The sequence below is a fragment of the Pseudomonas chlororaphis subsp. aurantiaca genome, from assembly GCF_013466605.1.
GTDB classification, from domain to species: Bacteria; Pseudomonadota; Gammaproteobacteria; order Pseudomonadales; family Pseudomonadaceae; genus Aquipseudomonas; species Aquipseudomonas chlororaphis_I.
Map to the genome: position 1 here is coordinate 5,757,544 of NZ_CP059162.1, position 12,458 is coordinate 5,770,001.

Here is a 12,458-nt window from a genome sequence, read left to right on the forward strand (position 1 = left end):
AACAACTCAACTACTTATTTTCTCCAACGCTCAATGACCTGAGCAAAGACAACATCGCGCCATGGCGTTTTCCATTCACTATGAACCTTGACGCTTTGTGAATGTGGTTCTGGAACCGGTAGCGGCATCTTAATCACAGCTGGCAGCAACACGGCGTCACCGACCACAACGCACTCGCCAGGAGCTAGGTTAGGAAGGATCTCTGTGATCGCATTGGCGTTATCGGGGAATAGCCGTCGCACATAGGTCTGATCTGCGTCGTTCGTCAGGCGCAAGGAAATGAAGTTGTTGCACTGGGCGAATATTGTTTCCGATACTTCCGAGGGTCGTTGGCTAACCACCATCAGACTCAAGCCGTATTTCCGTCCCTCCTTTGCAATGCGTTCGATAGATTTTCGGGATGCTCGATAGGCTGCATGACCGTCCCTCGGTACATAGTTGTGAGCCTCTTCGCATACGAGCATCACGGGGATGTCATTGAGTTTGTCTTCAGCATGCTGCAATTTTGAATAATGAAAGCAAAAGTCAAATATAAGGCGAGAGATCAGACTAACCGTGACGCTAAGAACTTCGAACGGAACTCCGCTCAAGTCTACAATGGTAACGTTCGCCTTATGGAGGTAGCCAATGAATTGCTTCATCAGCGCTTCAAAGTCATCAGTAACATGCGCCTGCCCATCCGTTTTCTTAGAATTCAAGAGAAACCGGAGACGTTTATCAGTCAATTTCGCCTCCAGCCGCGAAACGAACCTATTGAACTCTCCATTGAATGGCCCATTGGTCGCCTTGGTCGCTGCCGCAGCCGAGTTGGCAACAAAATCGTGGATTTTTTCGAAATAAATTTTCCGGTCAGGCACCAAGTCTCCACTGGCTAGCTTAGGCTTGTCTTCTCCAGGCAGCCGACCAATGACCTCTCGATTCAGGTTTTCAATGAAGTTGTAAACCTCCCTAATCGAGAAATAAACAGGAGTGTCGTACGTCACTTCTGGAACATCTGGATTATGCATTTCTTTGTTCAAAACAACAGCATGCTTGAACTGACTAACTTGGTTATGAGAGTTCGATTCGTTACTCTCGATAAACATGCTTTCGAGCTCTTCAGAATTCATCAACCAGTATGGAAGCTGGAGGGAATCAATATCTAGTCGACTCAGAGTGAAAGACTCTTCCGCATGCAAAGTAAACGCAGCGGTATATTCATCATGGACATCAAATATCACCACATGCGAGTTATTTTGCATGTCCTTGTTACTATTCTTACGCTGAGATATTCCAACGATACCCTGTAGCACGCTCGCAACAGTGCATGATTTACCAGAGCCAGTGGAGCCCACAACGGCAATATGCTTACTAAAAAATCTATTGCCGTTGATCATAAGATCAATGGCTTTATTCATTGAGAGTTTGCCAAGAGGGAAATCGTGATCGCCATCTGCCGAGAATATCTTGTCTAAGGTATCGTTTTCCGCAATGAATGCATGTTCAGTTGGTACCGGCAAGAGGAGACTACTACGATCAAACGTTTTGTCCTCTACTAGAGTTCCTATCGCTTGGCACTCAATTTGGAAGCTCCAGGTCGGCTTTCCGTCTGGAGTGATCGTGTTTGTGCCTTTGATGTTTCGGATGGTGGCAATCGTAAAATCATGGTTGCCTTGTGCAATCTTCAGAAAACGGCCAACTTGCAGTCCTTCCTTATTTTTCTCGAACGCTTCAAGACTATCTACCGCAACGATGACAGCTTCTGGCGCACACGAAAGCACAGCTCCAATTTTAATAGGCATTGCTCATCCCCATCATATATTTGATTTCATCAAATTTTTCGGCACCTAGGGCTTCAAGATTTACATCCTGAAGGTCTAGACTTGTAATATCTCCATCTCCAATTACAAAAAAATCATCCGCCTTAATTTTAAGCTGAAGATTTTTGTAATCATCCCAACGAATAAACCGCAGAACAAACTCTTTTTTATCCTTTAGAACCATCGGTTCACGGAAAAAACTGATCTCGGAAAACGCCTTTACTGGTCGTCCGAGGTTTGGCACCACATCCTTCCCGATTAATCGTTCCGCGATCTCATCAAATAAATCTTGAGAAACGTCCAGCGCAAAGAGGGGTGTGTGTGTATGTACCTGCTTAAAATGGTACTTATCAATAAATGACTTGATAAAGAGGACAATCTGCTCATCGAACTGTTCTAGGAACGCAGGAAATATAACCAAGAAGCGCAGACGAACGTTTGCACTCAAGTTTTCTTTTAGCTGTTTACGTCGTGTCTCCAAAACCTTCTGTCGCGTCTTTAACGCAAGTGTCCATTGAGAAACCGCAGTAGATCTAATCCGACGTAACTCTTCCAAAAAACTCCTCTTGGTGATTTTTCTAAGCTTCTCCTGATGTTTGATACTTAAATCAGCAATGATTTGAATGGCATTTGGATAAAACAGTGTTTCCACTTCCCCCCTATTGAAACCAAGACCCTCAAGCAGCTTTGCATTTTCCTCCACTAAGTCGTCATACTTTGGTGTTACCGTAATTGCAAATACTTTCAGGAATTCATCAACATCAACACCAGCAACCTCTGCAACCAAAGTTTTTAATTCTTTGTTTCTAGAGCCGAGAGCACTCTTCAACTCTACAGCGGAGATGACGATCACTGGATTGTTTGGAAAGTGTGCAAACAGATGATATTTTATTTTCGCGGCTGGATTAGACTTAAAGTGTTTCATCATCTGAAGCAAAGGATCATACAGAATACTCGGCGTATACTTATCCTGCGTCTCGTGATACTTACACTGAATCGCCTTGGTACCCGTAAATGTTGCTACCTCAATATCTTCGACAATACCTTCGATAGTAATTTCCGCCTCATCCGCAGCCTTCAGCAGTTCAGCGAGCGTCTGATTAAACTGGTACAGGAATCCTTGTATTGTGTAGTCGGCCGAACGTCCCATTATGACCTCTGCAATTTTTTCTATGCCGTTAAATTCGGGAGGCCAGCCTCGCTGAGCACTGCTCGAAGGATGTTGCGCTCCTCGCTGTAGGTCCAGGCACTTGGATGATGAATTGCAATGTGCCGCGCTGACTCCTCCCAGGGCGCATACCAATCATCTTTTACAGCGATGAATACTGGGGGGCAGCCATCGAACTGGTCGCTGGTAATGTCAATAACTACACCGTCGAGCTCAAGCCACGCATGGGAGCCGCCACCACGCTCGCCACAGACGTATTCAACCCGCAAACCTAGCTGGGTATTGAGATAGTCCCCGAGCAGCTCCGAAACGACACCACAACAGCCCCGTGGGAATGTCTGCAGGTGTGTCGAGAGCTGGCCTCGTAATTTTTGTGCGTCAAGCCCTTTACGAAAAGAATGAGTGACGACAGTAAAATCCAATATTTTCCTCCTCGCTTTCTGATGCGCCCTACGTTCTGTATCGACCCCAGCTTAGTAGACGCTTTGAATGTCTGCTTTTTTGGCCGATAGCTACTTGGCACGAAAGGGATCTGCTAGCCTGCTGGCCGCACTAGACGGGCTGCTGATAATGCTACTGGGCAGATGATGATCCGAAGGGCCTACATCAAAGCACTCATGCACTCTTCTAAAGCATTACACCAGTTAGCCTAGTAACACTCCCCACTACTGACTCACAACAACGGTGTAACTCAATAAATATTCAATAAATACAGCTAGTTAGATAGCACCGTTACACCAGTAACATGGGTAACACAGCTTTTAGGGGGAAACGTAACCCCCACTCCCCGGAAGCATCATTCCCTCCAGCGAATGTCACGTGCATGGTCGAAAGTACGCCGGGGTCCCTGAGGAGTTCATTAGGACACGGGGTCGGAAACCCGCGGGATTTTGTTAGCGGGAGAACTCCCTGCTTAGTGAACAGGTGAACCCGGTGAACTGCCTGTTTACCTGTGCATTTGCCCTACGAAACGATCGATCAGAGGTCACCGTTACCGCCCCGGTAACGATGCCCTCTTTTCTTCAAGATCCTTTCAATTTCAACCTTTGAATTTCAGTAAGCTGGAGCACCTTCCACTACTGAAACCCCGCGGGTTTCCGACCCCGTACCTTTACGGATGTCTCAGGGTCCCCAGCGATATCAGGCCTATCAGCTAAGGCACTTAATCAGTACCAAGGTCGAATGCCAGTAGTGAGATGGTGACTTTCCTATCCACATCCTGAGGTAGGGAAAAAACGTACCGATCACTGGTTTCGTCAAGCTTCACTGGCCCGCTTTCATAATGTGGGTGCTTCTTGACCAAGACCCTCATTTTTTCAACAACAGCAGTAAAGCCCGCATTTCGGTTGAACATTACTATGGCAGCCTTGGTATCCCGCCATGTCAGGTAGCTCAGTAGTTGGTCTATCGTTGCCAAAAAACGTTTGTCACCACCCCATATTTTGAATTCAGCAACAAACAAATTCCCCCCTTCGTGACGTATCAGCACGTCAGTTTTGCCTTGATAGTTGAAAGCCTCGCCTGAAGCCGTACCGAAGTGAGCGTTGAGAGGAACCAAAAAGAGATCCCGCAATGCTTCTTCATCCAGCTTTCTCGTGCGCGACGAACTCTGCTCAATGCTGTGGCCCGCTCCCCTGACCAGGCCAAGGATAGTCTCGTACTGCTTGAGGTCGAGTGTCGGATCCAAGGCACGTGCCGGAGTCATAGGAGGCAACTGGGGCGTAACCTTTTGCTTAACTGCAGGAGGAATGTAACTGCGGGCATCTCCTGGCTTTTCCTTGAGCCGAATACCCATGCTTGAAAGCTTCGAAGCATTGTCTTTTTGCTCAAGGAGCTTTTTACGCCGCGAGGCAATCTCAGCCACAACCGAGGTAGACAGTTGCTGTCTAAACCCCGCCCATTGTCTGCGATGCGACTCTAGATATTTTTCAATTGACGCAAGGCGAGAGTCCAGTTCGGCTTTGACTGCCTCAGGGGTAAGCTGGCGATCTGCAATGGTGAATGTCAATACCTGTTGACGCACTACAGCCTGGGGCGGTGAGAGATCAAATGAATTGGGGCGTAGCTTGAATATGTCAGCCTCCCCTTCAAATGGCACTTCGAAATCGTATGCCTCACCGGGGACTGATCTCATTTCACGATCCCACTGAAAATAAACCTCTACCTGTCGTTCGTGATGCGTAGCGACTATCCCCTCACGAACCAAAATTGGTATCTCGACGTCGTACTTTTCAATGAAGTATCTCGCTAGAGCGTCGGGTTCCGTTTCTAAAATTCGTTTTTCGGCAAGCTTGCTGATTTCAACGCAAGCTGAATTGATTTGGCCAGTGATGGCATTCGTCGCATCCCCACTCACGAACAAGTAGTCGCGCACATCCCTGTAACTCATAACGGCACCTATAGCTGCTCTCAAATTGCTATCAAAGCTAAATGTCATGAATAGAACAAGCAATGCCGTGGTGGGCCAGAATCAATGCTCTTGTATGCCCATATGTATGCCTATCTAATGACAAGAACAATAAACCCAATAAAATCAACCATTTTACAAACAGGTTCAAATGACTGTGTACACCAAGTACCTGTTTACAGACATCCACGGAAGTCTCTAAACAACCTCAAGAAGCCCGCCTAGTGCGGGCTTTCTTGTTTCTGGCTATCTCTCCTCGTATCCCCCTCTACCTTCGCCTTCGTCTTCCCTCCGCCCTCTTGCCCCATGAGCGCATGAAGCATTTTCTGCGACTGCCTGGGCCAGACTGTCGCCCTCAATACCGACGGCCGGATCAACGCCCCTGTCACCGCCGCTCGCTTCGACAAAGCCCCCCCAACGAATGGCTTCACCTCGATTCCACCGAGGCCCCTACCAGATCTTGCAGGTGCCAAGCCTGTGCAAGTCCTCTATAAAACTGCACTCCCCCTAAGGAACACCCAGCAATGCACATGGAAGAGCACACACTGAACGAAATGAGCGATGAGCTGAAACTCATGCTCGGCCGCTTTCGGCACGAACAATTTATCGAGAAACTCGGATGGCGGCTGCCCGCCCATCCGAGCCAGGCAGGTTGTGAATGGGACCAATACGACGCCGAACACGCCCGCTACCTCCTGGCGTTCAATGAAGACCGCGCCATCGTTGGCTGCGCCCGGCTGATTCCCACCACGCTCCCCAACCTGCTTGAAGGGGTGTTCAGCCATGCCTGTGCCGGGTCGCCGCCCAAGCATCCAGCCATCTGGGAAATGACTCGCTTCACCACCCGCGAACCGCAATTGGCGATGCCGTTGTTCTGGAGAAGCCTCAAGACGGCCGCCCTGGCGGGCGCAGAGGCCATCGTCGGGATCGTCAACAGCACCATGGAGCGCTATTACAAAATCAACGGCGTCCACTACGAACGGCTGGGCCCGGTCACGGTGCACCAGAATGAAAAAATCCTCGCCATCAAACTCTCGGCCCACCGCGAGCACCACCGCAGCGCAGTCGCACCGTCAGCCTTCATGTCCGACACATTATTGAAAGAGACCGCTTGATACAGGCCGAGTCGTCCTTTTTGAATGCCCCTCAGATATAGCCCATCGCGACTGCGTAAGACACTGCCTGCAGGCGGTTACTGGCGCCGATTTTGCGCTGGATGTTGCGGTGATGGTAATTCACGGTATCGGTGCACACCCCCATGATCACGCCGATTTCCTCCGAGGTCTTGCCGTCGGCCGTCCAGCGCAGCACATCACATTCCCTCCCACTGAACTCCACGTCCGTATTGAAGACACGCACGTCGCTCTCCAGCTCGGAAATTTTCTCGTGGGCCGCTGCGGCAAAGGCTCTGGTCACCGGCTTCAAGGCTTCAAACTCCTGAAGGCTGATGGGGTTATTCTTGCGCGCCAGGCTTAACACCCCGACCCTCCCCTGGGCGTTGAACGAGGGTTGTGCCAGGCCGTGGCATAAATGTGAATCCTTGGCTTCAGACCACAGGTCCGCGCACCCCCGGAACAACTCATTGCTCCACAGAATGGGGGCCGACGAGACTTTGCTGTGCTTCACCGTGGGATCGATTACCGCGTAGTTAGCCGCCTGATATCGCTGCACCCAGTCCTTGGGGTAATTGCCGTACATATAAGTCCTGGGCCGCATGAACGGAGTCACGCTGCACATGCCGTAGGCAAAAAAATCGAACCGTAGTTCGCGCAAGGCCCTCAACGCGACAGCCGTAAACTCCTGCATATCCATGGTTCGCGCAAAGATACTATAAAAGTACACATCCCATCCCAACTGCTGCCCTAATTCCATTTTGAGCACCACCAAAGTTGAAAACAGGCCGTTAGACTAGACCAACCTGAATCTCTGTCAACAAGCAAAATCACACCGTCATAGACGGCTTTGTGCTAGCACTAGATTCATTGCGCCTAATCCAACTAACTACTTAGAACATTGCATCCGGGCGATGTTAGTAAGCCATTACCGCCTCTCAGCCGACGAATGAACCTGCCTCTTCACAATAATGCAACAGTTCATCCGGCGGGCTGCAGCCAACCCGTTCATGCCCCTAATCACTACAAGATCTGGTAGTTCCACCCCCAAGAAACGCAGGTGTATAAACAACACCCACTCAGCACCGCCACGAAGGAACAATAGTTAAACACTGTAAATATTTACCCACGTCAATTAACTAAATATTTATTTTCAACATTATCACCCCCAACTAAGGAGGATGCTGCCCATGCCTGCTTCGCTTTCCCCTAGCGGCTTTAATGATCATCTTGAACTTCGCCAGAAAAATCGCGCCACGGTCGAACAGTACATGCGCACTAACGGCAAAGATCGACTGCGTCGGCATGAGCTGTTCACTCAGGATGGCAGTGGCGGTTCCTGGAACACCGAAACCGGTAAACCCCTCGTGTTCCAGGGCCACTCGAAACTGGCCGCCCTCGGCGCATGGCTGGAGAAGTGCTTTCCAGACTGGCAATGGCACAACGTCCGGGTGTTTGAAACCGATAACCCCAACCACTTCTGGGTGGAGAGCGACGGTCGTGGCAAGACTCTGGTTCCCGGCTACCCCGAAGGTTATTGCGAAAATCATTACATCCATTCTTTCGAACTGGATGACGGCAAGATCACGCAGAGCCGTGAATTCATGAACCCCTTCGAACAACTTCGCGCCTTGGGCATCCCCGTTCCAAGAATCAAGCGTGAAGGTATCCCCGCCTCATAGGCCCCCTGATTCATTGGAGATTGAGCATGCCTAATAGTGCAACGCAACAACTAACCGCTAACGACACCACTGAACTTCGCCGCAAGAACCGCGCCACGGTCGAGCAATATATGCGGACCAAAGGCCAGGACCGCCTGCGCCGTCATGAACTATTTACCGAGGATGGTACAGGTGGCTTATGGACCACCGACACCGGTGCGCCGATTGTAATCAGTGGCAAAGCCAAGTTGGCCGAACATGCTGTTTGGTCACTCAAGTGCTTCCCGGACTGGGAGTGGTACAACGTCAAAGTATTTGAAACCGATGATCCTAACCATATCTGGGTCGAGTGCGATGGCCGCGGCAAGATCCTCTTTCCCGGCTATCCGGAAGGCTATTACGAGAACCACTTTCTGCACTCCTTCGAGCTGGAAGACGGCAAAGTAAAACGCAATCGCGAATTCATGAACGTCTTTCAGCAACTGCGCGCCCTGGGTATTCCAGTACCGCAAATCAAACGCGAAGGCATTCCAACTTAATCTCTCGTGAGAGTGATCGCATCATGGAAGACTTACTGAAACGGGTTCTAAGTTGTGAAGCGTTCCAGCAGCCTCAATGGAGCGAACCTTCACAATTGCATGACGCGCAGGCCTACCTCAGGGACAGCGCCCCATTGATTCGAGTGGAAGACATCCTGGTGCTGCGCGCCACGCTGGCGCGTGTAGCGGCCGGCGAAGCGATGGTCATCCAGTCCGGTGACTGCGCCGAGGACATGGATGAAAGCACTCCCGACCATGTGGCCCGCAAAGCCGCGGTGCTGGACATCCTGGCCGGTACGTTCCGGCTGGTGACCCAGCAACCAGTGGTACGAGTGGGCCGGATTGCCGGGCAGTTTGCCAAGCCGCGTTCCAACAACAACGAACGCATTGGCGATATCGAGTTGCCGGTATATCGCGGCGACATGGTCAACGGCCGCGAGGCCGTCTGCGGCCATCGCCAGCACGATGCGCAACGCCTGGTGCGAGGCTATAGCGCCGCGCGGGACATCATGCAACACCTGGGCTGGAAAGCGTCGGCAAGCCAGGAACAACTCAGCGGTTCACCGGCCTGGACCAGCCACGAAATGCTGGTACTCGACTACGAACTGCCACAACTGCGCCAGGACGAACAGGGCCGGGTGTTTCTCGGTTCTACCCACTGGCCGTGGATCGGCGAGCGTACCCGTCAGTTAACGGGTGCTCACGTGACGCTGCTCAGCGAAGTGCTCAATCCGGTGGCGTGCAAGGTCGGCCCGGACATCACCCGGGACCAGTTGCTGAGCCTGTGTGAACGCCTGGACTCCCAGCGCGAACCCGGCCGGCTGACCCTGATTGCCCGCATGGGCGCGCAAAAGGTCGCCGATCGCCTGCCGCCGCTGGTTGAAGCGGTGCGCCAGGCCGGCCACAAGATCATCTGGCTGAGCGACCCGATGCACGGCAACACCATCGTCGCGCCCTGCGGCAACAAGACCCGCATGGTGCAGGCCATCACCGAGGAAATCACCGCCTTCAAGCATGCCGTGACCTCAGCCGGTGGCGTGGCCGCCGGGCTGCACCTGGAAACCACCCCTGACGACGTCAGCGAGTGCGCTTCCGATGCCGCCGGCCTGCATCAGGTCGCCAGCCGCTACAAAAGCCTGTGCGACCCGCGCCTGACCCCCTGGCAGGCCATTACCGCGGTGATGGCCTGGAAAAACCAGCCCACCTCAACCCTTGCCTCCTTTTGACTGGAGTTTGTCGACATGACCGGCATTCCATCGATCGTCCCTTACGTCTTGCCTACTTCGCGCGACCTGCCCGTCAACCTCGCGCAATGGAGCATCGACCCCGAGCGTGCCGTGCTGCTGGTGCATGACATGCAGCGCTACTTCCTGCGGCCCTTGCCCGACGCCCTGCGTGAACAGGTCGTGAGCAATGCCGCGCGCATTCGCCAGTGGGCCGCCGACAACGGCGTCCCGGTGGCCTACACCGCCCAACCTGGCAGCATGAGCGAGGAGCAACGCGGGCTGCTCAAGGATTTCTGGGGCCCGGGCATGAAGGCCAGCCCCGCCGACCGCGAGGTGGTCGACGCCCTGACCCCCAAGCCCAGTGACTGGCTGCTGACCAAGTGGCGCTACAGCGCGTTCTTCAACTCCGACCTGCTGGAACGCATGCGCGCCAACAAGCGCGATCAGTTGATCCTGTGCGGGGTGTACGCCCATGTCGGGGTACTGATTTCCACCGTGGATGCCTACTCCAACGATATCCAGCCCTTCCTCGTTGCCGACGCGATCGCCGACTTCAGCAAGGAGCACCACTGGATGGCCATCGAATACGCCGCCAGCCGTTGCGCCATGGTCATCACCACCGACGAGGTGGTGCTATGAGCCAAGCCGCCCGTCTCATGGAGCGCATCCTGCAACCGGCTCCCGAGCCGTTTGCCCTGTTGTACCGCCCGGAATCCAGCGGGCCCGGCCTGCTGGATGTGCTGATCGGCGAAATGTCGGAACCGCAGGTCCTGGCCGATATCGACTTGCCTGCCACCTCGATCGGCGCGCCTCGCCTGGATGTACTGACGCTGATCCCCTACCGCCAGATCGCCGAACGCGGTTTCGAGGCGGTGGACGATCAGTCGCCGCTGCTGGCGATGAAAATCACCGAGCAGCAATCCATCAGCATCGAACGCTTGCTGGGATTGCTGCCCAACGTGCCGATCCAGTTGGATAGCGAACGCTTCGACCTCAGCGACGCGAGCTACGCCGAGATCGTCAGCCAGGTGATCGCCAACGAAATCGGCTCCGGGGAAGGCGCCAACTTCGTCATCAAGCGCACCTTCCTGGCCGAGATCAGCGAGTACGGCCCGGCCAGTGCGCTGTCGTTCTTCCGCCATCTGCTGGAACGGGAGAAAGGCGCCTACTGGACGTTCATCATCCACACCGGCAGCCGTACCTTTGTGGGAGCGTCCCCCGAGCGCCACATCAGCATCAAGGATGGGCTCGCGGTGATGAACCCCATCAGCGGCACTTACCGCTATCCGCCCGCCGGCCCCAACCTGACCGAAGTCATGGACTTCCTGGCGGATCGCAAGGAAGCCGACGAGCTCTACATGGTGGTGGATGAAGAGCTGAAAATGATGGCGCGCATTTGTGAGGACGGCGGCCACGTCCTCGGCCCTTACCTCAAGGAAATGGCGCACCTGGCCCACACCGAGTACTTCATCGAAGGCAAGACCCATCGCGATGTACGGGAAATTCTGCGCGAAACCCTGTTTGCGCCCACCGTCACCGGCAGCCCGCTGGAAAGCGCCTGCCGGGTCATCCAGCGTTATGAGCCGCAAGGCCGCGCGTATTACAGCGGCATGGCCGCGCTGATCGGCAGCGATGGCAAGGGCGGGCGCTCCCTGGACTCGGCGATCCTGATTCGCACCGCCGACATCGATAACAGCGGCCAGGTGCGGATCAGCGTGGGTTCGACCATCGTGCGCCATTCCGACCCGATGACCGAGGCTGCCGAAAGCCGGGCCAAGGCCACTGGCCTGATCAGCGCACTGAAAAACCAGGCGCCGTCGCGTTTCGGCAACCACCTGCAAGTGCGCGCCGCATTGGCCAACCGCAATGCCTACGTCTCGGACTTCTGGTTGATGGACAGCCAGCAGCGGGAGCAGATCCAGGCCGACTTCAATGGGCGCCAGGTGCTGATCGTCGACGCCGAAGACACCTTCACCTCGATGATCGCCAAGCAACTGCGGGCCCTGGGCCTGGTGGTGACGGTGTGCAGCTTCAGCGACGAATACAGCTTTGACGGCTACGACCTGGTCATCATGGGCCCCGGCCCCGGCAACCCGAGCGAAGTCCAACAGCCGAAAATCAACCACCTGCACGTGGCCATCCGCTCCTTGCTCAGCCAGCAGCGGCCGTTCCTGGCGGTGTGCCTGAGCCATCAGGTGCTGAGCTTGTGCCTGGGCCTGGAACTGCAACGCAAAGCCATTCCCAACCAGGGCGTGCAAAAACAGATCGACCTGTTCGGCACCACCGAACGGGTGGGTTTCTACAACACCTTCGCCGCCCAGAGCTCGAGTGACCGCCTGGACATCGACGGCATCGGCACCGTCGAAATCAGCCGCGACAGCGAGACCGGCGAGGTGCATGCCCTGCGTGGACCGTCGTTTGCCTCCATGCAGTTTCATGCCGAGTCGCTGCTGACCCAGGAAGGTCCGCGCATCATCGCCGACCTGCTGCGGCACGCCCTGATCCACACACCTGTCGAGAACAACGCTTCGGCCGCCGGGAGATAA

Annotated in this window: 11 protein-coding genes; 6 read left to right on the forward strand and 5 right to left on the reverse strand. The window is 53.9% G+C overall.

Annotated features, from left to right (window positions below):
- Positions 1 to 14: 14 nt before the first annotated feature.
- The 4 genes from H0I86_RS26295 to H0I86_RS26310 form a co-directional block, all read right to left on the reverse strand.
- On the reverse strand, positions 15 to 1,781 hold the full coding sequence (locus H0I86_RS26295) for an ATP-binding protein (protein ID WP_180922723.1): 1,767 nt from the start codon (positions 1,779 to 1,781) through the stop codon (positions 15 to 17).
- Entirely contained in the window at positions 1,771 to 2,949 is a 1,179-nt protein-coding gene (locus H0I86_RS26300) for a hypothetical protein (RefSeq protein ID WP_180922724.1), read from the reverse strand. Before H0I86_RS26300 ends, H0I86_RS26295 begins: the two co-directional genes overlap by 11 nt.
- A gap of 20 nt (positions 2,950 to 2,969) precedes the next feature.
- Positions 2,970 to 3,389, reverse strand: coding sequence for a hypothetical protein (locus H0I86_RS26305; RefSeq protein ID WP_180922725.1), 420 nt, complete (start codon positions 3,387 to 3,389; stop codon positions 2,970 to 2,972).
- 740 nt (positions 3,390 to 4,129) lie between these two features.
- Positions 4,130 to 5,356, reverse strand: a complete 1,227-nt coding sequence (locus H0I86_RS26310; RefSeq protein WP_180922726.1) for a hypothetical protein — start codon at positions 5,354 to 5,356, stop codon at positions 4,130 to 4,132.
- 542 nt (positions 5,357 to 5,898) lie between these two features.
- Between H0I86_RS26310 and H0I86_RS26315 the strand changes: the two genes are divergently transcribed.
- Positions 5,899 to 6,489 carry an acyl-homoserine-lactone synthase gene (locus tag H0I86_RS26315; protein WP_180922727.1) on the forward strand — a complete coding sequence of 197 codons (591 nt, stop codon included), beginning with the start codon at positions 5,899 to 5,901 and terminating at the stop codon, positions 6,487 to 6,489.
- Positions 6,490 to 6,520: 31 nt separating this feature from the next.
- Here the strand turns inward: H0I86_RS26315 and H0I86_RS26320 are convergent, their stop codons facing one another.
- Complete coding sequence (locus tag H0I86_RS26320; RefSeq protein ID WP_180922728.1) at positions 6,521 to 7,246, reverse strand: autoinducer binding domain-containing protein; 726 nt, start codon at positions 7,244 to 7,246, stop codon at positions 6,521 to 6,523.
- Between the two features lie 430 nt (positions 7,247 to 7,676).
- Between H0I86_RS26320 and H0I86_RS26325 the strand changes: the two genes are divergently transcribed.
- The 5 genes from H0I86_RS26325 to H0I86_RS26345 are packed head-to-tail and all read left to right on the forward strand — an operon-like array spanning position 7,677 to position 12,458.
- Positions 7,677 to 8,168, forward strand: coding sequence for a PhzA/PhzB family protein (locus tag H0I86_RS26325; protein ID WP_081363156.1), 492 nt, complete (start codon positions 7,677 to 7,679; stop codon positions 8,166 to 8,168).
- Positions 8,169 to 8,194: 26 nt separating this feature from the next.
- Positions 8,195 to 8,686 (forward strand): PhzA/PhzB family protein, encoded by a 492-nt coding sequence (locus tag H0I86_RS26330; protein WP_009050819.1) that lies wholly within the window; start codon positions 8,195 to 8,197, stop codon positions 8,684 to 8,686.
- Between the two features lie 23 nt (positions 8,687 to 8,709).
- Entirely contained in the window at positions 8,710 to 9,912 is a 1,203-nt protein-coding gene (locus tag H0I86_RS26335) for a 3-deoxy-7-phosphoheptulonate synthase (protein WP_180922729.1), read from the forward strand.
- Positions 9,913 to 9,927: 15 nt separating this feature from the next.
- A complete protein-coding gene (locus H0I86_RS26340) occupies positions 9,928 to 10,551 on the forward strand; it encodes an isochorismatase family protein (protein ID WP_180922730.1) in 624 nt (207 codons plus the stop codon).
- Entirely contained in the window at positions 10,548 to 12,458 is a 1,911-nt protein-coding gene (locus H0I86_RS26345) for an anthranilate synthase family protein (RefSeq protein ID WP_180922731.1), read from the forward strand. Before H0I86_RS26340 ends, H0I86_RS26345 begins: the two co-directional genes overlap by 4 nt.